Origin of the sequence: Thiohalocapsa sp. ML1 (assembly GCF_001469165.1) — a bacterium.
GTDB lineage: Bacteria > Pseudomonadota > Gammaproteobacteria > Chromatiales > Chromatiaceae > Thiohalocapsa.
Window position 1 is genome coordinate 17,341 of record NZ_JABX01000015.1, and the last position, 26,330, is coordinate 43,670.

The following is a 26,330-nucleotide window of genomic DNA, read 5'->3' on the forward strand; positions in this document are numbered from 1 at the left end:
GGTCCTTGGCCCTGTCAGCGAAGGGCGCTCTCGCGCTAGAACCGCGGCAGGTCCGGAAACTTGAGCTGGCCATGATGCACATGCATCGCGCCGAATTCCGCGCAGCGGTGCAGCGTTGGCACGGCCTTGCCGGGGTTCAGCAGGCCATGCGGGTCGAAGGCGGCCTTCACCGCGTGCATCTGCGAGAGCTCCTGCGTATTGAACTGCACGCACATCTGGTTCAGCTTCTCGACGCCGACGCCGTGCTCGCCGGTCACGGTGCCGCCGACCTCGACGCACAGCTCCAGGATGTCGCCGCCTAAGTCCTCGGCGCGGTCGAGCTCGCCCGGGATGTTGGCGTCGTAGAGTATCAACGGGTGCAGGTTGCCGTCGCCGGCGTGGAAGACGTTCGCGACGCGCAGCCCATACTGGTCGGCCAGCTCCGCGATGCGGTTCAGCACCGTCGGCAGCGCTTTGCGCGGGATGGTGCCGTCCATGCAGTAATAGTCCGGCGACAGGCGCCCGACGGCCGGGAAGGCGGCCTTGCGGCCCTTCCAGAAGGCGAGCCGCTCGGCATCGTCGCGGGCCGTGCGCACGTCCGTGGCGCCGGCGGCGAGCAGCAGCTCGCGCACGCGCATGACCTCCACCGACACCTCGGCGTTGAAGCCGTCCAGCTCGCAGATCAGGATGGCCGCGGCGTCCACCGGATAGCCCGCGTGCACGAAGTCCTCCGCCGCGCGGATGGCCGGGTTGTCCATCATCTCCAGCCCCGCCGGCACGATGCCCGCCCCGATGAGCTCTGCCACCGCGGCGCCGGCGCTCTCGACACTGTCGAAGGCGGCCAGCAGCGCCTGCGCGCGCTCCGGCTGCGGCAGGAGCTTCACCGTGACCTCGACGATGACCGCGAGCATGCCCTCGGAGCCCGTCATCAGCGCGAGCAGATCAAGCCCCGGCGCGTCCAGTGCCGCACTGCCCACCTCGAACAGCTCGCCATCGATGGTGACGAGCTTGAGACCCACGATGTTGTGCACCGTGAGCCCGTACTTGAGGCAGTGCACGCCGCCCGAGTTCTCCGCGACGTTGCCGCCGATGGTGCAGGCGATCTGGCTGGACGGGTCCGGCGCGTAGTAGAGCCCGAAGGGCGCCGCCGCCTCGCTGATGGCGAGGTTGCGCACGCCGGGCTCCACGCGCGCCGTGCGGTTGTCCGGGTCGATGTCGATCAGCCGGTTGAACTTGGCCAGCGACAGCAGCACGCCGTCGGCGAGCGGCAGCGCACCGCCGGACAGCCCCGTGCCGGCGCCGCGCGCCACCACCGGCACGCCCTGCGCGCTGCAGAGCCGAAGCACCGCCTGCACCTGCTCGACCGTCGCGGGCAGCACCACCGCCAGCGGGCGCTGTGTAAAGGCCGTCAACCCATCGCACTCGTAGGGGCCGAGCTCCGCCGGCGTGGCCAGCACGGAGGCCGCGGGCAGGATGCGCCTCAGCCGGTCGATGATTTCGGGCTTGGGGTTCAGCGGGCGTTCGTCGGGGATTCTGGGCATGGTTGGCCTGTACGTGACTCGTCGCATCTCCGCGGTATTCATCCACGGGAATGAACGCCGCCTAAGCAGGCCCGGCAAAGCCGAAGCCGGGTGCCGGGATTGCAGCATCCGCTCGTTGTCGTTCAGATGCCCGCCGATTTCAATCCGCGGAGGCGTCCTTGAGCAGGGCCTTCAGACGCTCGATCTCCGCCTGCGCGTGCTCCTTCTCCGCCTGCGCGCGCTCCTTCTCCGCCTGCGCGCGCTCCTTCTCCGCGCGCTCGCGCGTGATGTCTGCCTGCGCCCGTTCCTTCTCCGCGCGCTCGCGCGCCTTCTCTGTCTGCTCGCGCTCAAGGTCGGCGGTGAGCTGATCGATGCGCCGCTGGATGGTCTTCTGCTGGCGCAGGTAGTTCTGCCGCGCCTGGTAGGCATGGTAGGCGCGCTCTTTCTCGGAAAAGCCTTGCATGGTGCTCATGACGCGTCGCATCTCCGGGGTGTTCATCCACGGCGGCAGGTTGTCGGGGTCCAGGTACTCGCCCTCGACGAACAGCTTGAGCCACCGCTCTTCTTCGCTCGCCACCGCCACCTGCCCGGCGGCCTGCTGCGCAGCCGTCGCATGCTCGGCGGCGAACTTGGGCAGCTCGAACAGCGCAACGCAGCCGTGGTCCAGCAATGGGCGGCCCGCGGCGTCGCAGAAGCGGTAGCGGTGCGCGTAGCCGGGCACAGCCGGCAGCAGGGTCTCGCCCAACAGCCAAATGGCGTAGGTGGGCTTGAGCTCAAGATAGTCCTCTCCGCTCGCGAGCTGAGAGCTGTAAAGATCCGCCCAGCCGTAGAGGATGCGCGCGGGCAGCTCCGGCAGCACCAGGAGCTGAATTTCGATCTGGTACAGGCAGCCGGCCGCGTCGCGCGCCTTCACGTCGACGATGCTGAGCTTGTCGTCCAGAAACTCCCGCTCGTTGTAGGGGTTGAGAATGACCACATCCACGATCGGCGCCGGCAGCTCCCCACCGAGCATGGCGTTGAGAAAGTGCACGAGCAGGTCTCGATTGGCCTCGGCACCCAAAAGTGCCTTGAAGACGCAGTCGATCTTGGGGTCGATGGCGTGGCGCATGCACAGAGCATAGCCCGGCGCGGGGCTCGCGGGAATGTGCGCGGCCTGCGGGGGCAGGGCCGAGGGCCAAGGGAGCCCTCCTTGGCCCTTGGCCCTTGGCCCTTGGCCCTTGGCCCTCGGTTCTGCGACTCCGCCTCGCTAAAACTGGCCCTCGTCCAAGGGGTAGGTCCGCGAGCTGCCGTCGCGCACCTTGTACAGGGTCAGGGTCAGCGCCTCGTACTCCACCCCCGTGGCACTGTCGCGCTCCGCCAGCTCGAAGGCCTTGGAGCGTGCCAGCCGGCCGTTGGTGAGGTTCCGGGACTGCGCCGAGCGGACTCGAATGTTGCCGAGGTGCTTATCCGTCATGGGCGGCGTTGGGTTGGTTGGTTCCTCTCGCGCCCAGGCTCGGAGCCTCGGCACCGGGCGCGCATCGACCCCGGACGACCCGCTCGGCTTCGCCGTCAAGCGCCGCCGTGCGGCACGAGCCGAATCTCAAGCTCGCATCCGACCGCAGCGGCATAGCGCTTCAAGGTCGCGATCGAGGGTGCATGCTTCCCCCCCGGATTCCAACCTGGACACCGCGCTCTTGGTCGTGCCCATGCGGAGCGCCACGGCGTCCTGCGTCAGACCGGCCTTGGCTCTTGCCTTCAGCATTTCATCCGCAAGGGCATAGTCAAGCGCCAGGCTCTCATAGGCGTCCTCGAAGCCGGGTCGCTGCTTCGCCTTGGCCAGAAACGCGTCGTGGTCGTGGGCAACGGGGTGGTATTTCAGCTCAGCCATTACGTACCTCCTTGTGCTCGTGCCGAGCCTCTGCCTCGGCGCGCTGTCCGGCGGCTCTGCCGCCCGGGACGCGCACTGCCGGCAGAGCCGGCGAACGGGGTGCCGAGGCGGAGCCTCGGCACCAGTCCAACGAACACCTCCACCAGCCGCAGGCGCAGCGGCAGCCCGACGTTCAACCCCATGCCCCGCTGGGCAAGGTAGCGATGATTGCGCGCGGTGAAGTCGAGCAGGTCCTGCACCACCCGCAGCGCCTGCGCCTCCGGCAGCGGGCTCGGCCGCGCGAGGCGCGCCGCGAGGTCCGCCGGCACGCCGATGTTGTTGATGGTCAGCGCGCCGTGCAGCGCGCCAACGGCGGCGGCGCCGTGGCGCGCCTCAATGCGGTCGATGTGGTTGTGCGTCATGTCGGCGCCTCCAGGCCGGGCTCATCGGTCCACGCGTGCCGAGGCGCTGCCGCCCGGCACGTGCACTGCCGGCAGAGCCGGCGAGCGCGGTGCCGAGGCGGAGCCTCGGCACCAGAGGGGGCTGTGCTCGTGCCGACTCGGAGCCTCGGCACCAGACGGAAAAGCGTGGACGCCGGGATCGCCGGGTCCCGGCAGCGGCGTGCGAGCCCCGCGTCTTCCGCGCCGCTGCCGCTCCTTCGCCCACCGCGCGCGCTGCTTGCCACGGCGCTCTTCTCCGTGTCTTTGTGACTCCGTGTGAGCCCTTCTTCCTCGTGCCGAGGCGAAGCCGCGGCCCGAGCCCGAGCGTCACCGGCGCACCTTACAAGAGCTTGACCAGCGCGGTGACCAGACCGGCCTGTGCCAGCAGCAAGCCGGCGATCCATTTGATCAGGTCGTTCTTGGCCGCTTCGAGCTCGGCCTTGAGATAGTCTTTGGTGACGAGGTCCGTACCGGTCGCCTCGGCGAAGGCCTCGGCGATCGCCTCCGCCTGCTCCGGCGGCAAACCGCCGGATTCCAGGCGCTTGGTGAACTTCAAAGTGTCGAAGGTGATGCTGGCCATTGCTTGCCCGGGCGTCGTCGCGTGCTGGGAGGTCATGCACGCAAGCCGGAAGCGTACAGGGTCGGCTGGTGAAGCGACAAGCCACCGGACCAGCGGGCACCGGTTGATCCAGGGGCGGCGGTGCCGAGGCGGAGCCTCGGCACCAGAGGGGCCTTGGCACCAGTGCAGAGGCTCCGTCTCGGCACGCGCGGGGCGCAGAAGAGGTCTCGCACGGAGGCACAAAGACACGGAGGAAGCAGCGGGGTGCTCGGCTTTGCGGCTCGCGCTCGTGCCGAGGCTCTGCCTCGGCACGCCGTGCGGCGGCTCTGCCGCCCGGAACGCGCACGGCCGGCGGAGCCGGCGAGCGCGGTGCCGAGGCGGAGCCTCGGCACCTGGCCCATGGACGGTGCCGGCAGACAGCGACGCGGCGGATCAGAGGACAGAGGACAGAGGACAGAGGACAGAGGGACCAGAGATCAGCGGCGAATAGATGGGGACAGACACAGGCGCAACCCGACGTTGAGGTAGCGGGGGTCGGGGTCGAGGTCGTAGCGGGACGAGCAGCGCGCGGACCTGCGGTAGTGGAGGAATGCACCGCCGCGCAACACGCGCCCAGCAGACCCGGAGGGATCCTCGCGGGCGGCGCGGCCGGCGGCGTCCTCGGGGTACGGATAGGGCTCGACACGGCTGCGCGTCCACTCCCAGACGTTGCCGGCCAGCTCCTCGCAGCCGTAGGGCGACGCACCCGCCGCGTAGCAGCCCACCGGGGAGACGCGGCCGATATCCATGTTGAAGTTCATGCGCTCGGCGTCGGGCGCGTCGCCCCAGGGGTAGCGGCGCCGCGGCTCGGGATTGTCGATGAGCGCCGGGTCGCGCCCGAGGTCCGCCGCGATCTGCGCCAGCGGGCGGATCAGCGCGCCGCCGGGTGCCGGGATGCGCTCGCCGCCCTTGGCCGCCTGCTCCCACTCGGGCTCCGAGGGCAGGGTCACGCGCCAGCCCGCTGGCAGCAGCCCACGGCTCTGCCAATGCTCGGTGAGCCAGTCGACACAGGCCATGGCCTCGTGCCAGGAGACCCACACCACGGGAGTGTTCGCCGGGGCGCGCAGGCTGTCCGCGTCCTCGGCCTCGCGCCCGGCGGCGGCGAGATAGGCCCGCCAGTGCGCCACCGTCAGCGGCCAGCGCGCGAGCCAGTAGCCGTAGTCGATCCGGTGCGGCCCGGCGCCCGTCTTTTCGTCCCCATGAGCCTCCGTGTCCGTGGCGCCGAGGAAGAACCGCCCCGCCGGCACCCGGCAGAATTCCATGGCGTCCAGCGTCAGCGCGCCGGGGCGCGGGTCGCCGGCGGCGGCGATGTGCTCGCCGATGCGTACCCGCCGCTCGGCCGGCACGCCCTGCCCGCGCATGCCGTCCGTCCAGAGCCGATTGCGGAGCCGCACCCAGGCCTCGGGGCTCACGCCGTCGCTGCCCATGTCCGCGAGCGCCGCCGCAACCAGCTCGGCATGCGCACCGTGCTCGGTCTCGGCGGCATCCAGCAAGGCGGTGAGCAAGGCCGCGGCGATGATGTCCTGCTCCTGACGCAAGCCGATATAGCCGAGCGCGAGCAACAGCGTCTCGCGCCACTCCGCTGCGCCGGCATGCGTCACCAGGGTGCGCACCAGGCCCGCCTGCCCATCGGGCTCTTGCAGCCCGTCGGCGAGCGCCAATCCGGCGAGGTACTCCATGAAGGTCAGATGCAGAAACCCGAACCGGTTGCCGCCGCGGTCGATGAGCAGCCCCGAGTGCTCGCGTACGTCGTGCAGAAATGCCTCCGCCGCCTGCTCCGGGTCCGGCTCGCCGCGGTCCTGGAATCGGGACCGCAGCCAGCTCAGCAGCGCGGTATCCGCCACCAGGCCCTGCCCTGGCGCGGTCTGCTGCATCCACAGGGCCAGCGGCTTCAACAGGCGGCGCAACGCGATCTCGTTCGGTAACGCCGCCGGCACGAAGCCGGGGCTGCGCCCATAGAGCCATCCCTGCAGCAGGCTCTGCACGTACTGTTCGTAAAGGCGCACCCGCTGGCGGGGCAGCTCTACCTGATTGCGCTTCTGGATGACCAGCATGGTGAGCAGCAGCGGGTTCGACGCGAGCTTGCGCACACCGGGGTTGCCGCGCACCGCCGCCAGCAGCGCCTCGGTCTCTCGTGCGGCGCTGTACACCGGCCCGCCGGATGGGCCGCCCGGATCGGCCAGGCACAAGCGCTCCACGACGCCGGTCCAGCGGCGCAGGAAGGCCTCGATCTCGGCGTCGCCGAAGTCGAGCAGCGTGCACTCGCGCAGACCCTCCACCTGGGTCAACCGCACCTTGCCGTAGCCGACGATGCGGCTGGTCAGCACCACCCGGTTGCCGCAGGGGCTGAAACGGCACAAAAAGGACTGCACCCGATCCACCACGACGCTGCGCCAGGAGAGCTCGCGCACCTCGTCCAGCCCGTCGAGCAATAGCAGGACGCGGCCCTCGTGAAGGCGTTGCTCCAAGAGCGCATCGAGGCCGTGAATGTCGAAATGCGCGGCAAAAAAGCCGGTGATGAAGCCCTTGAGGCTCAACTGCGCGTCCTGCCGGCGGAGCCGGTCCGCATACTCCGCCAGCGGCAGGCGCAGCGGCAGAAGCTCCGCTTGCCCCGCATCCAGGCCGAGCTTCCCGCCCTGCCCGGTCGCGAACGCAAGCGCCAGATAACCCAGGAGCGTCGACTTGCCGGAGCCGGGATCCCCCAACACGACCAAGGTCGCGTGCTCGCGCACCAGATCCAGCACCGGGCGCGGCCCGTCCGGCCGCCCGCCCAGCGCCGCGCGCTCCTCCGCGCCCATGGCGCGGCCGGCCACGCGCAAGGTCTCGTCGAGCGTATCCGCCTGCGGCAGGATCAGCCTTGCATGCGGCGGCACATAGACCTCGGCGAGCGGCATCCGCGGCGGCACGCCGTGCGTGTTGCCCATGCCCTTCAACGGCAAAAAGCGGTAATAGCGCTCGACGTACTGGAGCAGATCGCCCGCGACCCGCAGCGCTTGGTCCTCCGGCAGCGGGCTCGGCCGCGCGAGCCGCGCCGCGAGGTCCGCCGGCACGCCGATGTTGTTGATGGTCAGCGCGCCGTGCAGCGCGCCGACGGCGGCGGCGCCGTTGCGGGCCTCAATGCGGTCGATGTGGTTGTACGTCATGTCGGCGCCTCCAGGCCGGGCTCATCGGTCCACGCGTACCGAGGCGCTGCCGCCCGGCACGGGCACTGCCGGCAGAGCCGGCGAGCGCGGTGCCGAGGCGGAGCCTCGGCACCAGAGGGCTGTGCGAGCCCCGGCACCAGAGGGGTCTGTGCTCGTGCCGAGGCTCTGCCTCGGCACGTCCTCCGGCGGCTCTGCCGCCCGCGTCCGTCCGGCACCGGCTAGACCAGCGCGGTGATCGGCAGCACGGCTTCGCCGCCATGGTAGTTGCGCCAACTGGAATAGCGCCAGCACCCGGGGTCGTCGACGTAGCCGCGCTTGACTGGGTTGTAGTGGATGTAGTCGAGCTTCTGGTGCAGCATCGCCTCGCCCTGGATGAGCTGCGGATGGCTCCCCTCCTGCCAGAACTGGTGGGTCTGCGCGGCCTTGTGCGGCGCCTTGTGGAACCGCAACTGCCTCAGCGCCCATTGCCGGTCGTGTGCGGCCAGCCAGTCGATGCACTGCCGCGCGGTGAACGACTTGAAGTCCCCGAGCTCCTTCGGCAGGTCCGGCGACGACGCCACCAGGTGCAGGTGATTCTCCATCAGCACGTAGCCATGCAGCAGGAGCCGGTCGTGCGCCTGCAGAAAGCGCAGGGAGTCGAGGACGATGCCGGCCAGGGCGGGGTTGCCGAAGACCGGCAGCCAGTTGACCACGGAACAGGTGAGAAAGTACGGCTCACCGCCGTCGGTGACGACCTTGTAGCGGCTCTTGCCCATGTGCGTCCTCCGCGCTGGTCCTGGTGCTGTGTGTCCGGCGGCTCGCCGTCTGCGCTGCGCGTGCCGCGGTGTGCATGTTGCCGTGCCCGTGCCGCGGCTCTGCCGACCGCGACGTGCACTGCCGGCAGAGCCGGCGAACGCGGTGCCGAGGCGGAGCCTCGGCACCAGAGGGTTCCGCGCTCGTGCCGAGGCTCTGTCGGCACGCCGTCCGGCGGCTCTGCCGCCCGGGGCGGGCACGGCCGGCGGAGCCGGCGAGCGCGGTGCCGAGGCGGAGCCTCGGCACCAGTCCATGGGCGGTGCCGGCGGGCAGCGACGCGGCGGATCAGAGGACAGAGGACAGAGGGACCAGAGATCAGCGGCGAATAGATGGGGACAGACACAGGCGCAACCCGACGACGTGGCTGGGGCGGAGGTCGGGGACGGGGACGAGGCGGACCGAGCAGCGCGCGTTCCTGCGGTGGGGGTTGAATGCACCGCCGCGCAACACGCGCCCAGCAGACCCGGAGGGATCCTCGCGGGCGGCGCGGCCGGCGGCGTCCTCGGGGTACGGATAGGGCTCGACACGGCTGCGCGTCCACTCCCAGACGTTGCCGGCCAGCTCCTCGCAGCCGTAGGGCGAGGCCCCCGCCGCATAGCAGCCCACCGGGGAGACGCGGCCGATGTCCATGTTGAAGTTCATGCGCTCGGCGTCGGGCGCGTCGCCCCAGGGGTAGCGGCGCCGCGGCTCGGGATTGTCGATGAGCGCCGGGTCGCGCCCGAGGTCCGCCGCGATCTCCGCCAGCGGGCGGATCAGCGCGGCGCCGGGCCCCGGGATGCGCTCGCCGCCCTTGGCCGCCTGCTCCCACTCGGGCTCCGAGGGCAGGGTCACGCGCCAGCCCGCTGGCAGCAGCCCACGGCTCTGCCAATGCTCGGTGAGCCAGTCGACACAGGCCATGGCCTCGTGCCAGGAGACCCACACCACGGGAGTGTTCGCCGGGGCGCGCAGGCTGTCCGCGTCCTCGGCCTCCCGCCCGGCGGCGGCGAGATAGGCCCGCCACTGTGCCACCGTCAGGGGCCAGCGGGCGAGCCAGTAGCCGTAGTCGATCCGATGCGGGCCGGCGCCGGTCTTGGCGTCGAGCCAACCCTCATCGTCCGGTGCGCCGAGGAAGAACCGCCCCGCCGGCACCCGGCAGAAATCCATGGCGTCCAGCGTCAGCGCACCGGGGCGCGGGTCGTCGAGCCGCGCCAGGTGGAGCCCGGCCGTGACCCGCTCCGCGGCGGGCAGGGTGCTGGCCGCCAGCAGGCGCGGCAGGTCGGCGCGGACGCGCTCGCGGGTGCGCCGGTTGCCGGGCTTGAGATTCTCCTGCGGCAGGCATTCGGCCAGCACCTCGGCCGCCAGGCGCAGGCCCCAGGCGTCCTCCGGGGTCAGGTTGGCGGCCGGCTCGGCGTCGGGCTCGGGGTACAGCGCCTTGGCGAGATCCCAGGCCAGGGTCTTGTTGGCATGGCGCCCGGCGGCGAGCAGCACCACCTCGCGCCAGCGGTCCGGGTCGGTGCGGGCGAGCCAGGCGGCCAGGTCCACCCAATTGTCGCTGTTCGCTGCCGGGAAGCGCTCGTACAGCGCGGCCTCATCGCGGTTCAGGTACTCCGCGGCGAGGAACTCCTGGAAGCTGCGGTGCGGGAAGCTGTAGACGGCGTCGCGCTCGTCGCTGCCGCCGCGCTGATGCAGGATGCCGACGCGCTCGCGCAGGTATTCGTTGAGCTTGCGCGCGTCGGTGGGCGGCGGCGCCTCCCCCGCGGCACTGGCCGGCAGGGTGTCGCGGCGCTTGATGAACAGCAGGTCGTTGTTGAGGGCGCTGGCGGGGATGTCCGCGGTGCCGTCGCGGCCCTGCTGGGCGGCGTGGGCCTCGAAGGCACGCCGCTCCAGCACCAGGCGCAACTCGTCCATGCCCACGTCCAGGAACTCCGCCAGGCTGTACTGCGCCCGCTGGCGCGCGCCGGCGCCGTCCTGCACGTCCAGAAAGCGGGCGCGCTCCCAGTGCTCGATGAGCAGCGCGAGCAGCCGGTCATAGAGGGCGGCGCGACGCTCCGGCAGGTCCTGGCCGGTGCCGTGCAGGTAGGCGGTGAGCGTCAGCAGCAGCGGGCGCTCGGCCAGCTCGCGCAGCGCCGGGCGCGCGAGCAGGTTGCGGCTCAGATCCTCAGCGCGCTCGCGGCGGCGCGGCGCGGCGAAATCGTCGCGGGTGGCGTACCAGCGGCCGACGAAGTGGCGGATCTGGCCCTCGTCGAAGGGCGCCAGCGCGACCTCCGCGAAGCCGCGGATGCGCCACTCGGGCCGCGCGTAGGCATAGGGCCGGCAGGTGACCAGGACCCGGGCGCGCGGCAGGCTCGCGGCCAGGCCGCGGATGCACTGCACCAGGCGCGCGCGGCGCTCACCGGCATGGGGCACCTCGTCCAGGCCGTCGAGCACCAGCAGCACGCCGGCGCCGGGCGGCGCCAGGCCGTTCAGGTGCCGCCACAGCAGGGGCAGGAAGGCCTGCTGGCCCTTTGCCGCCAGGTCGTCGGCGATGTAGCGCAGCAGCGCGCCGGCGTCGCCGCGCTCCCCGTCCGCCGGGAAGCAGGTGGACGCGGCGAACTCCCGCAGCAGCACCCGCAGCGGCAGCAGCGCCCCGTGCGACCAGGGCTGGCGCGGGGCGTCTTTCTCCGGCGCGCCGTCGTTTCCGGGCAGGGGCTCGGTGAGCTGGTGCAGGCCGGGCCCGGCCCAGGGCGCCATGCCCGCGGGGGCTTGGGCGCGCAGCCGCTCGCCCGCCAGGCACAGCGCGGTGAAATCGGCAAAGGCGCTCTTGCCGCTGCCGGGGTCGCCCGTCAGCACCAGGTGCCGCTCGGTGTCGAGCACCGCCAGCACGGGCAGCAGCGCCGCGCTGCCGTCGCGCTCGGGCAGCCGCGCCGTGGCGGCGGTGCGGTTGCTGCGCAGCGGCGTGTAGACGGCGCCCAGCGTCGCGGCCGGCGTCTCCCGGTCCTGGTAACCGAAGCTGCGCAGCCAGTCCAGCGCGCCGCAGTCGCTGCAGAGCCGGTGCAGGTAGGCGGCCTCCAGCGCCTGCGCGTCGGCGCCGCTCGGCACCGGCGCGGTGCCGTTGAAGATCTGCACCAGGCTGTGCTGGATGGTGCCGGCGGCGACGGCGCCGTGCTCGGCGTGGATGGCCCCTGCGCCGGACGCACCGGCGGGCGAGCCGTCCTTTGGCTTGCCGATCATTTGTTGTTGATGGTGATGTTGCCGGTCACCACGCCGGCCGCAACGCTGCCGTGGTCGGCCTTGATGTCGCCGGCGGTGACGGTGATGTCGCCCGTGGGCCGCAGCTCCGGGTGCTCGGTCAGCACCCGCTCCAGCAGGATGCGCAGCTCGGACGCGGCGGCGTCGTTGTCAGGGTCTTGGGCGACGCGGTCGGCGAGCGGGTAGGCCTCGGGCTCCTTGCGCATTAGGGCACGCCAGGTCTTGCTGGCCTCGGTGGCGCCGTTGACGACGACGCCGTTGATCAGCTCCTTCGCGGCATCGGCGCCGCCGTAGAGGAGCAGGGTCATCAGGGTGGAGACGATGGTTTGCAGGTCGAGCATGGTGGGTTCCCTTGTCAGCGCATCCGGACAAGGGTGATGCTGCGACAGGGCGCGGGCGGGATCAAGCCCTCTCGGGTGCCAAGGCAAAGACAGGGACTAGGGGCTAGTGCAGTGGCGCGGAAGTCCCAAGAACGTCTCGGGTTCGGCGCGGGAACCGCGCCGGAGAGCCGACCTCTTGGTCGGCTCCGCACTCGCGACATCGGCGCATCCCGCTCTGTCGCCGTGTTGACCTGGAGGTCAACACTCCAGTCCCGCGGACATTCGATTACGACAACGAAACCCCCGTGTCGGGATTGCGGCAGCGAAGCACGAGCGGGGCAGCGCCTCAGGCCGACGAGTCGTGCTCATCGAAATCGAAATCGAGATCGGGATCGGGATCGGGATCGGGATCGGTTGGCACTCGGTTCGATTTCGATAGCGATAGCGATCCCGATCCCGACGCGCCTCGCCAGTCCGGCGTTCAGTTGAAAACTTGACTCATCTGGCAAACGTTCGGTGCCGCCAAGCAATCTAGGCTCAGCCCGATCCAGCGGGCGGCCCGGCGGACAGCGTCTCGTACACCTCCGTCAGCGCCTCATCCCCGCCGACGTTGCCCGGAAAGATCACCACCGGCAGCTCCGGAAAGCGCGGGTGGTCCGCCGGGCAGCGCACGACGGAGCAGCCGGCGCGGACTTGGCCGAGCACGCGGGCCGTGGTCAGGGCCAGGCCCTTGCTTAGCGTGTCGTTGGACGTGATGCCGCCCTTGCTGATGGGAAAACCGATGTCCGCCGGCAGGCTTTGCACGATGCGCACGAGCAGGCTCGACACCCGCTCGCCGAAGGCGAGGCGCTCCGCCTTGCTCGGGAAGCTGCGCTCGCCGCGGCTGGTGTAGAGCACGGCGCCGCGGCCTTCGCCTTGGGCGCGCTCGACGGCGGCGATGAGGTCTGCGATCAGCGCATCGGCGTCGTCCAGCCGGTCGAGGTCGATCTCCAGCCCGGCGATGTCGGTGTTGGCGAGCAGGTGCTCCAACTGGCGCGTGGACTTGCCGACGTGGCTGCCGATGAGCACCACGCCGGCGACGCCGTTGCGGGTGAAGCGGCCCATGTCCGCGGGCGCCACCGGCTGGGGCGGCAACGCGGCCAGCGAGGTCAACAGGCTCGCGGCGCTGCGGAACAGGAAGCGCCTGCCCTGCGCCGCCGCGGCCAGCACGGCGGCGGCGAAGGCGTCGAGGTCCGACTGCTGCTCGGCGTCCACCGCGCAGCAGGCGTTGCCGGCGAGCTGCATGAGCCGGCGTTGTAGCGCGGGCGGGTCGCCGCGCAGATCGGTGAGGCCGATGCGCTCCACCTGCGCGGCGCTGATGCGCCCGCCGGTCTTCTCCGCGACATAGTCCGGCAGGAAGGCGGTGCTGAAGCCGAACACGGAGTCCTTCGCGAACTCGGTCTCGTGCACGGGGACGCGCTCGCCGTCGATGATCAGGTAATGCGTGCCGTCGCGGGTGATGCGCCCGCCCTCGAAGAAGGCCGGCACCAGAAAGTGCGCATCGAAGGGGCCGAGCTCCGCGGCGATGACGTCCGTCTCCACCGGGTAATGGCCGCGCAGCGTGCTGTCGGAGCGGCTGACGATGACCGGTTGCACCGCCTTGCCCTCGGCCGTCAGCTCGGCCAGTGCGAGCCGGAGGTTGCGGCAGATCTCGCCCGTCACCGCCGCCGCGCGCTCGGCATCCATGCCGCGGGTGTTGCTGAGCACGAAGCAGAGCGGGGAGGCGTCCGTCAGCGCCGCGGTGAGGGTGGCGACATCCCAGCGCGTCAGCAGCAGGCAGCCGTGGACGGTCTGGGAGCCGGTGGGGTCGTCGTCGATGGCGACAATCTTGGTCTTCGCTGTGGTCATGTTCGGTTCAACTGTGAACGGTTCAGTTGCTTGGGAAAGCAACGTGGCGAAGGGCCGAGGGCCGAGGGCCAAGGCACGCGGTAGCCTCCTCGGCCCTCGGCCCTCGGGCAAAAGCGGCTAGGGCGACAGCAACCCCGCCGCCCGCTCCGCCAACGCGGGCCCCGTCATCCCGTTATAAGCCATGATCTCCCCCGGACTGGCGGTGGTCTCGCCGCGCTGCCAGGCGATGAGGTCGCGGGCCGGTGCCTTGGTGCGCAGCAGCACCGGCTCCAGCGCCGCGCTACCGCCGCCGCTGACGGCGATGAGCGCGTCCCCATCGAACAGGTCCGCGAAGGCCGCGTCGTCCATGAAGGCGCCGTCCGGCTCCGCGCTGTGCTCCCAGGCGACATCGCCGGGACGGAACAGCCGCCGCGGGTTGGCCACAGCGACGATACGCACGCGCGTGCCCGCGGCTTCGAGCCGGTCTTTCGCCTCGAACACCGGCAGCAGCACCATGTCGCCGGCCACCGCGAAGACCACGAGCGGCGCGTCGCCCGTCGGCGATTCGGACAGGCTGACCGCGCCGTCCGCGATGGCCTGCTCCGCCTGCGCCGGCGTGGTGTAGACCGGCAAGGCCGACTTGCTCGCGATGATGCTGATGCACTTGTTGGACTGGCCGACGGCCCAGGCGTAGGCGGCCTGGATCATGTTCGCGTCGCTCGGGTAGAGCAGATACACGTTGCCGTTGCGCAACTGCGCGCCGATGTAGCTCTCGATCTCCGGGCGCTGGTGCGTCCAGCCGTTGCGCCCCTGCTCCAGCGCGCCCGCGGTGAACATGGTCACCAGCGCCGGGCTGCGCCGGCGCAGCTCCGCCATGGCCTGGCCGACGGTCTGCACGATGGGCCAGCCGTTGATCGCGAAGCTCTCGTAGCTGAGCCAGAGCGAGCGCCCGCCGAACAGCGCGATGCCGGCGGCGAGACCGGCGCAGGCGTCCTCGGACAGCGGCTCGTAGACCTGGCCCGTGGGGCGCTGGTGGTAGAGGTCGTCCGCCGTCGGGTGGCGGATGCCGAGCCGCTCGTTGATGACCTTCATCGCGCTGGCCTCGGTGCCGTCGGCGTTGCTGACGATGAACTGCGCATCGCGCTCGCCGAGCGCCGCGACCATCTCCGCCATCGCGCTGGAGGGGACCGCCTTCTCGCCCACCGGGAAGGCCGTGGTGGGCAGGGCGCCGATGTCGGTCAGCGCCCGCTCGCGCTCCGTCACGGCCACCTGGCCGGCCGGCCCGCCGCCGGCGCGCGACAGGTTCTGCCGCACCAGTGCCCACTGCGCAGGCGACAGCGCCCGGCGTTGCAGCGCCGCGGCGATGCTCGGCTTGTCCGCCGTGTCGCCGGGATAGAGGTTGTGGGACTTGGCCCCGTGCGCGTGCACGCCGGCGCCCTTCAACTGCTTGACGATGACTACGGTGAGGTTGCCGCTCATGGCCGCGTCGGCGGCGTCCTGCATCGCCGTCAGCACCGCATGCGTGAAGGCGTCGCGCGCCGCCTCCCCGAAGCGCGTGCTGTCCACGTAGGCGCCGGGCTGGTCGGCGTCGTCGTAGTCCTTCGCATCGATCAGGATCACGCGCTCGAAGTCGTGCGCGCGCCACAGCGCCGTCATGGCCGCGTTGTCCATCAGCGAGACCATTGCGTGGTGCTCCTGGCTGTAGCCGTTCCACACCAGCACCGGCAGGAAGTTGGTCACCTCCGGATAGGCCGTGTGGAAGTGCTTCATCGCGCTCAGCACATAGGGCTCGCCGAGCCCGCCGTCGCCGATGGTGCAGGGGAAGAGCTTGTCGCGATTCAGATAGGCACCGGCCATCGCGAAGTGCTGCCCCTGGCCGAGCGGACCCGCCGGCGCCAAGAGCCCGGGGATGGCGCCGGACAGGTGCCCGAGCAGCCCGTCGCGCTCGCGGAAGCGCGCTTGCAGGTCCGTCATGGTCGCGATGCCCATGGCGGACAGGGAGCCGTCTAAGAACATGGCGCTGTAGAAGCCGGGCGCGTGGTGGCCGACCTCCGTCAGGATGTTCTTGTGCCCGAGCAGCAAGAGCGCCGCGATGGCGTCCGCGGAGCTGGCGAAGCCGCCGGGGTGGCCGGACTGCTTCGACGCGCAGAGCTGGAGCGTGGTGTAGCGCAGCGCATCGGCGACGAGCCGGGTCTGATAGACAGCCGCCTCGTCGATGGCCGCAATGGCCGTGTCGCCCGCCGCGATGACGGGCGCTGCCGCCAGCTCCGCGTCGCGCGGGCCGGGCGCCGCGAAGTGCAGCATGCCCGCGCAGAAGTCGGGGATGGCGTCGGCGGTGGTCGCGGACGGGGCGAGATCGTCGGTCGGCAGCGGGGCGGACATGGCAGGGCTCCAGCGGTGATGTCGGTGGTCGGAAGGTCGCGGCGGGGTTGCCGCGGATGCGGACAAGCTGAAGCCAAGGGTGGTTTTTCGCAATGAGGGATCGATTTCACAATGCGGGATGCGCGCAGAGTTCCGATTCATCGGCAGCACCGCCGAGGATCTGCTCCAGGGCGCGCAGACCTCCGTGCTGGCGCTGAAGCCGGACGGGTTCGTGTCGCCGGTGACGTGACCACGCGCCACGCCTTGGCCGGCGCCAAACGCTTGCGCCCGTGTTCGCGCGGTCGTGGCGATCTACACACCGCCTTGTGCAATTCATCCAACCGCTGAGCGCTTCGGCGAGTGGCGATCTACACACCGCCTTGTGCAATTCATCCAACCGCTGAGCGCTTCGGCGATGCGCCGTGCCAGAGGCATTGCTGCCCCAATCCGTGGCCGAGCGCACAGCAGTGGCAACCACTCAAGCATGGGGTTCGCCGAAAGCGGATGCTCTTCGTGTAAAATTGTCTTGCCTGAAATCATGATCTGTTTTATGGTCCGACCGAAGCATCATCTGTTTCGGACGACACCCATGCAGCCTGGCGGCATCACGCACAAGATCGCGTTCAAGGACATCCGCAACTTCTTAGCCGGCCGCTTCCTCGGCGCTACGCGCGACAGGGCGCTGCTCGATGAGGTCGTCAAGTGCCTGTTTTGCCGTGCATGGGCGCAGCGCGAGGGCGATCTCGACGGTTGGCGCGAGCAAGACCCGGTGTCACTCTCACGCAGCTTTCGCAAGATCTTCGGACACATCAAGTCGGAGCTCCCCGACCTCTTTGCCGCGGATGATGAGCTGCTGCTGGATCCGGAATCCATCGCGTTCGTCAACGCGCGGCTGCAGGCTGCGGATCTCTTCGCCGTGGACAGCGATCCACTCGGAGACGCGTATCAGACGTTCATCGGCAATGAGTCCCGGGGCAACGAAGGTCAATTCTTCACGCCTGCCCCCGCGGTGGCCTGGCTCGTGGAAGCCGTCGATCCACGACGTTCGGAGCGGGTCATCGACCCGGCCTGTGGCAGCGGTGCATTCCTCAGCTACGCCGCGCGCTACTTGCAAGCACAAGGGGTTGCCGATGCCCACGCCGCGGGCAACCTGTTCGGCATCGAGAAGGACAGGTATCTCGCCCGCTTGGCGTCCCAGCATATTGCCCTGACGACGCTCAAGTCCGCCTCAGTCCGTTGCGGCGATTCGCTTGCATTGGTCGACGCTGACGGTAGCTCCCTCGACGCGCGCAGCAGAGGAACCTTCGACGTTGTCATTACCAACCCACCCTTCGGCTCCAAAATCGTCAGCTCCAGCGAGACGGTGCGAGCTGGCTTCGATCTCGCGTATAAGTGGACGCGCTCAACCTCTGGGCATTATCAGAAGACCGACATACTCGGCGCGCGAACACCACCGCAAATTCTGTTTCTCGAGCGCATTCTGACGCTGCTGAAGCCTGGCGGACGTGCGGGCATCGTGGTCCCGGAGAGTCTGATCAGCAGCCCCAAGTACGGCTATGTCGTTGCCTACCTGCTCATCCACGCGGATATCACCGCCGTGGTCGGCATGCCGGAGAGCCTGTTCAAGACCTCCGGCAAAGGCGGCACCCATACGAAGACTTGCCTACTGGTGCTACGCAAGAAGGTCCCGATGCGACCCGCCGCGAGGATGCCCATCTACGTCGCCGAGGCACGCTGGTGCGGCCACGACAGCCGTGGCAACCCCATACCCCGCGATGACTTACCGGCTATTCTCGATGACTATCGCCGCGGCGCCGCGGCCGATCCGTCCTACAAGGAGGCAGGCATCTGGCTCACCAGGTCCGCGTTGCGAGACAACATCCTGGCACCACGGTACTACGACCCGGCCGGCCAGCGCGTGCTCGGCGACCTATCCCAGACCCACCGTCTCGTGCGGTTCGGAGATCTGGTCGAAGACGGAATTATCTCGTACAGCACCGGCGTCGAGGTCGGAAAGCTGGCCTATGGCAGCGGCGACATTCCTTTCGTGCGTACCTCCGACCTGTCGAATTGGGAGATCAAGCTGGATCCTAAGCATTGCGTATCCGAGGCAATTTACGATCAGTATGCAGCGCGCCTGGATGTTCGCGAGAACGACATCCTGATGGTCAAGGACGGCACCTATCTCATCGGCACTTGCGCGCTAATATCGGCTTACGACACGCGCATTCTCTTTCAGAGCCATCTCTACAAGATCCGCGTCCAGGACACCGTGGCCCTACACCCAATGCTGTTGCTCGCACTCTTGTCGAGCGAGCCTGTACAGCGGCAGATTCGCTCAAAGCAGTTGACGCAGGACATCATCGACAGCCTTGGCCGACGCATACTGGATCTGGTGTTACCGCTACCTATAAACACCCACCAACAACACGAGACCATCCGCATGGTGTCAGAGGTCATCGCAGATCGAATTCAGGCGCGCGAGCTGGCGCGAAAGGCGCGGCAGTACGTAGCAGCCCCGCTGGCGCCAGTCAATGAGCTGCGCAGCGCGGTCAATTGATGTCAAGCTCCCCAAGCTCGAAGTAACGAGCGATCAGCTTGATGATATAGATCCGAGCTTCCCGCAACGTCATGTTGCCTTGAATCAAATTACTGCGGTGAGAGCGCCACGAAATGTTGTGCGGCACATGCTTAGGGTGAATGGTCGGGTCTTCGTGACCGATGTGAAACTGCGATGATCCATGCCTCGGATTCTCCACTTCGCGGACCAACAGCAGGTAATCCATGCTTTCCAACAGCAAACTATCGCGGTACGATCCGGCGATGATCGGCTGTCCGACATAATCCTCCTCCAACAGCTGGCGGATTTCATCTGGTACGGCCGGCGCGTTGTCGAACTGAAGACACATACCCATCAGTCGAAGCTGAATGACCTTGCAGTCCCACTCGGTTCCGTATTGGGGATCGTTGTGGTTCATCTGCCATCGGGGCTCCCGATTGCTCTTGAACTGACCGGTTTGGCGACGCCCAGACCGCAACGCCCGCGTTTCGATCGCCGACAAGAGGTTATTTGGCGCGCCCGCGTCCCGGAGCGCCTTCTTAACCTCGCGGCGGTGTTGATCGATCGTCGCGAGGTCTTGTGGCGTCGCGGTTTGAAGAAAGGTTTCCGATGGATCCCGAATCATGTGCGGCCAAATTCGAATCGGCTTCCGCGCCAGTGTTGTTATTGCTCGCAGCGACGCGCCGTGGGAACGGCGCGATGCGCGTCAATGTGCTCGCGCGCCGTGGCGACGCAGCGATTATGCCTCGGATCGGACCGCAGCATAGGGGCCGGCCGACAAGGAGCGGCCGTCGTTAACAGCAAAGTGACGCCGGCCGGTGCACTGACGCGATACCGGGCGGGCCTGACTCAGCTTGCGGAAGCTGACCACCCGACTCGCCCCCGGCAGGCACCGAGCGCTTGCGCGCGCCGCGGATTCACCCGGGAGCCCGATCCAATGACCGAGAACTCGGCCATACCCGGCGGCAGGTCCGGGGCTCCGGCACCCGCCCGCCTACGGTTCCTGTGCGACAGCCACCTCATGGCAAGCTCGGGCGCAGGCTGCGGCTGCTCGGCTTCGACACTGGGAGGGGAGCCACCACCGGCGCATGCGCCGCTGGCTGACGGCGCTGCTCGGCACCTGACTAGCGGCCGCGGGCGTGGCGTCACCGCCCTCGCGCATGCTGCCCGCGCCGCGCGAGCTGCTGCTATGCTCGCGCCGATGCCCACATCGCCCGCACGTCAACCCCTCGCGACCCGAGCGCCCGCCCATGACCGACCCCAACCGCTTCTGGACCCCCGCGGCCTTCGCCGAGATCACCGCCGGCCGCTGGCTCGCACCACCGGCGGACGCTCGCGCACCGCTCGCCGGCGTCGGTATCGATAGCCGCACCCTGCAGCCGGGCGAGGCCTTCGTCGCCATCGCCGGGGAGCGCTTCGACGGACACGGCTTTCTGGACCAGGCGCAGGCAGCGGGTGCGCACCTCGCCATCGTCGAGCAGGACGTGGCGCCGCCCGGCGGCGGGCTCGCCGTGCTGCGGGTCGAGTCCACCGTTGCGGCCCTGCAGGCGCTGGCCGCGCGCTGGCGGGATCTGCTCGGCGCGAGCGGCTGCCGCGTCGTTAGCGTCTGCGGCAGCAACGGCAAGACCACCACGCGGCATCTGATCCACCACGTGCTCAGCCACGCCGGGCTCACCGGCACGCAGAGCCCGAAGAGCTTCAACAATCACCTCGGCGTGCCGTTGACGCTGCTCGGCGCGCGGGCCGAGCAGGATTTTCTGGTGGCCGAGGTCGGCACCAATCACCCCGGCGAGATCGCCGCGCTGGCCGCCATCGTGCGCCCGGACATCGCCATCATCACCAGCATCGGCGAGGAGCACCTGGAGTTCTTCCGCGACCTGAACGGCGTCGCTCGGGAAGAATCCACGGTGCTGGAGCACGTCGCGCCCGGCGGCACGGCCATCCTGCTCGCGGAGGCGCGGCTGCCGGTACCGCTGACCTTGCCGGCGGAGCCGGCGTTCGCGATCCAGGCCTTCGACGTGGACCCGATTACCGCCGGCCTGCCGCTGCCAGGCGAGCACAACCGGCTCAACGCCTCCGCGGCCAGCGCCGTGGCGCGCTGCTTCGGCGTCGCCGAGGACATCATCGCGTCCGCCTGGCCCGCCGCCGGCCATGCGCCGATGCGCGGCGAGGTGAGCGGCGCCGACGACCCGCACCGCCCCACCATCATCAACGACGCCTACAACGCCAACCCGACCTCCATGCGCGCGGCGCTTGCGGTGCTCGCCGAATATCCAGCACCGCGGATGGCGGTGCTCGGCGACATGCTGGAGCTGGGCCAGTTCAGCGAGTCCGCCCATCGGGACATCGCCGCGCTGGCCGCGGACACGGCCGAGTGCTGCGTGCTGATCGGCCCGCACTTCGCCGCCGCCGCCGCGCAGCTCGCGTTGGACGAGCTGGCGGTGAGCGCGCACCCGGCGTGGTCGGAGGCGCTCGCGGCCGAGATCGCGGCGGAGTTGACACCAGACGCAACACTGCTGCTGAAGGGCTCCCGCGGCATGGCGCTGGAACGGCTGCTGCCGGCGCTAGAAAAGCGCTACGGCAAGGCCTGACGCGCCGCGGTGATGGCCACTGACGCCGGGCGCGCGGCTGGCGGCATCCAGGTCATCGACCGTGCGGCGGCGCTGCTCGACGCCATCGCACGCTACCCGGAGCCCGTGAGCCTCAAGGTGCTCGGTGCCGAGACGGGGCTGCATCCGTCCACGGCGCATCGCATCCTCGCCTCGCTGGCGGACAACGGCTTCGTCGAGCGCGACGCCGCCGGGCATTACCGGCTCGGGCTTCGGCTGTTGCAGCTCGGCGTGCGCCTGCACGGCGACGTGGACGTGCGCGCGCTGGCGCGGCCGGTGATGGCGGCGCTCTGCGAGCGGCTCGGCGAGACCATCAATCTCACTATCCGCGAGGGCGACCAAGTCGTCTACATCGACAAGGCGACGCCGAGCCGCAGCATCCACGTGCACCAGCTCATCGGCGCCCGCGCACCGCTGCACGTCACCGCCGTCGGCAAGCTGATGCTCGCCGCCGGCGGCGAGGCCGCCATCCGCGCCTACGCCGAGCGCACCAACCTGCCCGCCTATACGCGCAACAGCATCACCGACGTCGAGCGGCTCATCGCCGAGTGCAACGCGGCGCTGACGCAGGGCTATGCGCTGGACAACCAGGAGGCGGAGCTCGACGTCGGCTGCATCGGCGTGCTGCTGCTGGCGGGCAGCGGGCGCGTCGCCGGGGGCCTGTCGGTATCCGCGCCCATCGAGCGCCGGCAGATGGACTGGATCGAGCCGCTCACGGCCGCAGGCCGAGACCTATCCGCGCAGCTCGGTGCGCGACCACTGGGGCAGCGGTGACCGACACTGGCGGCGCAAACCTCGTTCAGGATGGCTCATAGCGGCTCCATATCCTCGTTCAGGATGTCCAGATAGCGGCGGTAGGCGAACAGGCGGTTCCGGCGCCCGCCTGTCAACTCCTCCACCAGCCCTAGGGCCATGAGCTGCTCAATGGCCTTGGCTGCCGTCGGAAAGCTGACGCCGGCCGACTCCGCCAGCGGCCCCAGGGCGATCACCGGGCGATGCCGCAGCACGTCGTAGACGGCCAGCAGGGTCGCCGTGCGCCGCGCGCCGCCGGCACGGATCAGGGCGGTGTCTTGCTCGAACAGGCGCAGCAGGCGTCGCGTGGTGTCGACCGCGCCGTGCGCGGTCAGCTCCACGCCTTCCAGAAAGAAGGCGAGCCAGGACTCCCAATCGCCATGCTCGCGGATCGCGCCGAGACGCTCGTAATACAGCGCCCGGTGCTGCTTGAAGAACAGGCTCAAGTAGAGCAGCGGTTGCGCCAGCAGCCCGCGGGCGTGCAGCAGCAGCACGATCAGCAAACGCCCGACGCGGCCGTTGCCGTCGAGGAAGGGGTGGATGGTCTCGAACTGCACGTGCGCCAGCGCCGCCTGAATCAGCGCCGGCTGCGTGCGCACATCGGCGTTGAGGTAGCGCTCCAGCGCCGCCAGACAGGGCTCCACCTGCTGCGGCGGCGGGGGCACGCAGCGGGCATTGCCGGGCCGGGTGCCACCGATCCAGTTCTGCGAGCGGCGGAACACCCCCGGCTCCTTGTCCGCTCCGCGCCCGCTCGCCAGGAGTCGCTCATGCACCTCGCGCAGCAGCCGATTGCACAGCGGAAAGCCGCCTGCCAGGCGCGACAGTCCGTGCTCCAGCGCGACCACGTAGTTGGATACTTCCAGCACATCGTCCAGCGGCACGCCCGGGGCCTCGTCCGCCTCGAACATCAGCAACTGCGACAGCGACGATTGCGTGCCCTCGATCTGCGAAGACACCACGGCCTCGCGACGCACATAGGCGTACAACAACAGGCCCGGGTCCGGCACCAGCATGCCGATGCTGTCCAGGCGCCCGACGGCCAGCGTCGCCCGCTCCAACTGCGCCTGGAGCGCATCGTCCAGCACCAGCGGCGGTTGCGGCGGCAACGGCCATGGCACGAAGGCCCGCACCTGCTCGCCGCCCAGGGCCGTGACTGTGTAATCTCCGGTCGGTCCGCGCTGCATGAGGTGGATAGCGCCCGCTTTAATAAGCCTTGGGCTTATTAAATTCTACGGGCGGATCTTTAACAAGAACCGCGCGCGGCACGGCCGCGCCCTCGGGAGCTTGCCGGCGCGGCAGGGGTGCGCTGCGGCACGCGCGGGCGATGGTCGCCCGGAACGCTAGCTTGCTTGAGGAAGCCGAATGTGTGCAGATGAGTCAAGTTTCGACGGGACTTCGGACTGGCGCGGCGCGTCGGGATCGGGATCGAAATCGAACCCTACGATTTCGAAGCCCATGGTGGGCTAGGCGCTTCGGTGGTGATGGTCCAACGGCTGAGCACTTTAGCCGGCCCGCGTATCCCGCGTCTGCCGCGAGCGGGCTCGCGCCGACGCCGGGAGCCCGCCGGCCCGGCTCACCCCGCCGGCTGCTCCGCACCCAGCGTCTTCGATACCACCTCGTAGACATCGCTGGACAGGCCCTCGACTTCGAGCACCCGCTCGAGCTGGGCGCGGATCAGCGCTTGGCGCGTCTCGTCGTAGCGCCGCCAGCGGGTCATGGGGTACAGCAGGCGCGAGGCGATCTGCGGGTTCAGCGGGTCCAGCTCCAGGATGCGGTCGGCGAGGAAGCGGTAGCCGGCGCCGTCCGCGGCATGGAAGCGCAGCGGATTGCCGACGGCGAAGGCGCCGATGAGCGCGCGCACGCGGTTGGGGTTGGTGAGGGAGAACTTCGGGTGCGCGAGCAGGCCCTCGACCCGCGCCAGCGTGTCCGCCCGGCTCGCCTGCGCCTGCAAGGAGAACCACTTGTCCAGCACCAGCGCGTCCCCGGACCAGCGCTGATAGAACGCGGCCAGCGCGTTGTCGCCGGCGTCGCCGACGACGGCCGGGTCCGCCTCCACCAGGCAGCGCAGCGCCGCGCTGACGTCGGTCATGTTGTGGCCGGCGTCGAACTGCGCTTGGCAGCGGGCGACGATGTCCGGCGTCGGCGCGCGCATGACATAGCCGAGCACGCAGTTGCGCAGCGCCCGGCGGCCCGTCGCGGCCGGGGTCAGCTCGTAGTCGGCGGGCTCTCGGCTCGCATCGAACAGCGCCAGCAACGGCTCCCGCAGCCGCTCGCCGATGACGCTCGCGAGCCGCTCGCGCGCCTGGTGGATGCCATCGACATCCACGACGCTCATCTGGTCGCCGAGATAGCTCTCCGACGGCAGCGTCAGCACCTCGGCGAGCAGGGCCTGATCGCCGTCGGCATCGGCGAGCGCGCGGCGAAAGGCATCGATGAAGGCGTCCGGCACCTCGGCGTCGGCCTCGTCGACCAGCGCCAGCAACAGCCTCACGGCCAGCGTCTGCGCCGCATCCCAGCGGTTGAAGCCGTCGCTGTCGTGGGCCATCAGGAAGGTGAGCTGATCATCGGTGTACGGATACTGCACGCTGGCCGGCGCCGAGAAGCCGCGCAGCAGCGACGGCACCGGCTCCGCCGCAAGGCCGATGACCTCGAAGCGCGTCACCGGCTCGCGCAGCGCGAGCATGCGGGTGCCGGCCGGGGGCGGCTCGGTCTCGCCCGCGAGCTGTACCGGCAGGTCATTGCCGTCCGCGTCCAGCAGGCCGAGCGCGAAGGGGATATGCAGCGGCAGCTTGGTGCTCTGACCCGGCGTGGCCGGCGTGTGCTGGCGCACCTCCAGCCGATAGGTGCCGGTGCGCGCGTCGAAGCCGTCGGCGCATTCGAGCACCGGCGTGCCGGCCTGGGCGTACCAACGGCGGAACTGGCCTAAGTCCATGCCGCCGGCCTCTTCCATGCAGGCGACAAAATCCTCCGTCGTCACGGCCTGGCCGTCGAAGCGCTCGAAATACAGATCCGTGCCGCGGCGAAAGCGCTCCGGGCCGAGCAGGTTGGCCTGCATGCGGACCACCTCGGCGCCTTTCTCGTACACCGTGGCGGTGTAGAAGTTGTTGATCTCGATGTAGGAGTCCGGGCGCACCGGGTGCGCCATGGGGCCCGCGTCCTCCGGGAACTGGCGCGCGCGCAGCATGCGCACGTCGCCGATGCGCTTGACGCCGCGGGAGCTCATGTCGGCGCTGAACTCCTGGTCGCGGTAGACGGTGAAGCCCTCCTTCAGGCTGAGCTGGAACCAGTCGCGGCAGGTGATGCGGTTGCCGGTCCAGTTGTGGAAGTACTCGTGGGCGACGACGCCCTCGATGCCGGCGAAGTCCGCGTCGGTCGCCGTGTCCGGGCGGGCCAGGATGTACTTGGCGTTGAAGACGTTGAGGCCCTTGTTCTCCATCGCGCCCATGTTGAAGTGGCTGACGGCGACGATGTTGAACACATCCAGGTCATATTCGCGCCCGTAGCGCTCCTCGTCCCAGCGCATGGCGGCCTTGAGCGAGCGCATGGCGTGGTCGCACTTGTCGATGTTCTCGGGCTCGACATAGATGTTCAGCGGCACGGCGCGGCCGGAGGCGGTCGTGAAGCTGTCCGACACGGCGGCCAAGTCCCCGGCGACGACGGCGAAGAGATAGCTCGGCTTCGGGAAGGGGTCATCCCAGCGCGCGAGCTTGCGGCCGTCGGGCAGCGTCTCCGCGCCCGCCGGGTTGCCGTTGGAGAGCAGCACCGGGAACAGCGTCGGGTCCGCCGCCAGCGCGACGCGAAAGCGCGCCATGACGTCCGGGCGGTCCAAGAAGAAAGTGATGCGCCGAAAGCCCTCCGCCTCGCACTGGGTGCAGAGCATGTCGCCGGAGACGTAGAGGCCCTCCAGCGCGGTGTTCTTGCGCGGGCGGATCAGCACGCGGGTGCGCAGCCGAAAGCGGTCCGGCACCCGGCGCACGATGAGCGCGTTCTCGCGCAGCTCGTACTCCACCGGCGGCAGCGGGCGCTCGTCGAGGGCGATCTCCAGCAGCTCCAGGTGCTCGCCGTCCAGGTGCAGATCGCCGTCGCCGCGGGTCGAGGCCGGGTTGCGGCGCAGATCCAGCTCCGCGTGCACCGCGGTCTCATCGAAGCCCAGGTCGATACGGAGCGCCACCTGATCGATCAGGAACTCCGGCGGGCGATAGTCTTTCAGTTGAATGACCGGGGGCGTTGGGCGATACATGGGGCGTTGGGTCTCGGCTGGGTCGGTCTTGGATGCGCGGCTGGGTTGCTGGTGCAT

The 26,330-nt window shown here is 69.6% G+C and carries 18 protein-coding genes; 3 read left to right on the plus strand and 15 right to left on the minus strand.

From position 1 onward, the window contains the following. Positions 1-35: 35 nt before the first annotated feature. The 12 genes from ML01_RS11365 to ML01_RS11420 all read right to left on the minus strand — a co-directional run bounded on the left by ML01_RS11365 (position 36) and on the right by ML01_RS11420 (position 16,093). Complete coding sequence (locus tag ML01_RS11365) at positions 36-1,520, minus strand: FAD-linked oxidase C-terminal domain-containing protein (protein ID WP_058555518.1); 1,485 nt, start codon at positions 1,518-1,520, stop codon at positions 36-38. 139 nt (positions 1,521-1,659) lie between these two features. Continuing rightward, on the minus strand, positions 1,660-2,607 hold the full coding sequence (locus ML01_RS11370) for an Rpn family recombination-promoting nuclease/putative transposase (RefSeq protein ID WP_058555519.1): 948 nt from the start codon (positions 2,605-2,607) through the stop codon (positions 1,660-1,662). Positions 2,608-2,745: 138 nt separating this feature from the next. Then, the gene (locus ML01_RS11375; protein ID WP_058555520.1) at positions 2,746-2,952 is read right to left on the minus strand and encodes a hypothetical protein; all 207 of its coding nucleotides are present in this window, start codon (positions 2,950-2,952) and stop codon (positions 2,746-2,748) included. Between the two features lie 126 nt (positions 2,953-3,078). Beyond that, positions 3,079-3,366, minus strand: a complete 288-nt coding sequence (locus tag ML01_RS11380) for a helix-turn-helix domain-containing protein (RefSeq protein WP_254045223.1) — start codon at positions 3,364-3,366, stop codon at positions 3,079-3,081. Then, on the minus strand, positions 3,366-3,767 hold the full coding sequence (locus ML01_RS11385; RefSeq protein ID WP_058555521.1) for a hypothetical protein: 402 nt from the start codon (positions 3,765-3,767) through the stop codon (positions 3,366-3,368). The genes ML01_RS11380 and ML01_RS11385 overlap by 1 nt, the downstream gene beginning before the upstream one ends. Before the next feature lie 358 nt (positions 3,768-4,125). Next, positions 4,126-4,365, minus strand: coding sequence for a hypothetical protein (locus ML01_RS11390; protein ID WP_058555522.1), 240 nt, complete (start codon positions 4,363-4,365; stop codon positions 4,126-4,128). A gap of 455 nt (positions 4,366-4,820) precedes the next feature. After that, positions 4,821-7,526, minus strand: coding sequence for an NACHT domain-containing NTPase (locus ML01_RS11395; RefSeq protein WP_058555523.1), 2,706 nt, complete (start codon positions 7,524-7,526; stop codon positions 4,821-4,823). Positions 7,527-7,744: 218 nt separating this feature from the next. Continuing rightward, on the minus strand, positions 7,745-8,281 hold the full coding sequence (locus ML01_RS11400) for a hypothetical protein (protein WP_058555524.1): 537 nt from the start codon (positions 8,279-8,281) through the stop codon (positions 7,745-7,747). Positions 8,282-8,633: 352 nt separating this feature from the next. Then, positions 8,634-11,507 (minus strand): NACHT domain-containing NTPase, encoded by a 2,874-nt coding sequence (locus ML01_RS11405; protein ID WP_058555525.1) that lies wholly within the window; start codon positions 11,505-11,507, stop codon positions 8,634-8,636. Continuing rightward, entirely contained in the window at positions 11,504-11,866 is a 363-nt protein-coding gene (locus ML01_RS11410; RefSeq protein ID WP_058555526.1) for a hypothetical protein, read from the minus strand. Before ML01_RS11410 ends, ML01_RS11405 begins: the two co-directional genes overlap by 4 nt. A 516-nt stretch (positions 11,867-12,382) precedes the next feature. Further along, a complete protein-coding gene (locus ML01_RS11415) occupies positions 12,383-13,732 on the minus strand; it encodes a four-carbon acid sugar kinase family protein (protein WP_058555527.1) in 1,350 nt (449 codons plus the stop codon). Positions 13,733-13,849: 117 nt separating this feature from the next. Beyond that, positions 13,850-16,093, minus strand: a complete 2,244-nt coding sequence (locus tag ML01_RS11420; RefSeq protein ID WP_058555528.1) for a hypothetical protein — start codon at positions 16,091-16,093, stop codon at positions 13,850-13,852. A 568-nt stretch (positions 16,094-16,661) separates the two neighbouring features. Between ML01_RS11420 and ML01_RS11425 the strand changes: the two genes are divergently transcribed. Continuing rightward, entirely contained in the window at positions 16,662-18,632 is a 1,971-nt protein-coding gene (locus ML01_RS11425; RefSeq protein WP_058555529.1) for an N-6 DNA methylase, read from the plus strand. Here the strand turns inward: ML01_RS11425 and ML01_RS11430 are convergent. Continuing rightward, positions 18,625-19,257 carry a hypothetical protein gene (locus ML01_RS11430; protein WP_058555530.1) on the minus strand — a complete coding sequence of 211 codons (633 nt, stop codon included), beginning with the start codon at positions 19,255-19,257 and terminating at the stop codon, positions 18,625-18,627. The genes ML01_RS11425 and ML01_RS11430 overlap by 8 nt on opposite strands. Positions 19,258-19,882: 625 nt before the next feature. Between ML01_RS11430 and murF the strand changes: the two genes are divergently transcribed. Both murF and ML01_RS11440 read left to right on the plus strand, forming a co-directional pair. Then, the gene (gene murF / locus ML01_RS11435) at positions 19,883-21,223 is read left to right on the plus strand and encodes a UDP-N-acetylmuramoyl-tripeptide--D-alanyl-D-alanine ligase (RefSeq protein ID WP_058555531.1); all 1,341 of its coding nucleotides are present in this window, start codon (positions 19,883-19,885) and stop codon (positions 21,221-21,223) included. Positions 21,224-21,235: 12 nt separating this feature from the next. Beyond that, complete coding sequence (locus ML01_RS11440; protein WP_058555532.1) at positions 21,236-22,015, plus strand: IclR family transcriptional regulator; 780 nt, start codon at positions 21,236-21,238, stop codon at positions 22,013-22,015. Positions 22,016-22,050: 35 nt separating this feature from the next. On the opposite strand, the gene ML01_RS11445 is transcribed toward ML01_RS11440, so the two are convergent. Beyond that, positions 22,051-23,217: a Fic family protein gene (locus ML01_RS11445; protein ID WP_058555533.1), complete on the minus strand. Its 1,167-nt coding sequence runs from the start codon at positions 23,215-23,217 to the stop codon at positions 22,051-22,053. Between the two features lie 389 nt (positions 23,218-23,606). After that, positions 23,607-26,273 carry an aminopeptidase N gene (pepN, locus tag ML01_RS11450; RefSeq protein WP_058555534.1) on the minus strand — a complete coding sequence of 889 codons (2,667 nt, stop codon included), beginning with the start codon at positions 26,271-26,273 and terminating at the stop codon, positions 23,607-23,609. Positions 26,274-26,330: the final 57 nt, after the last annotated feature.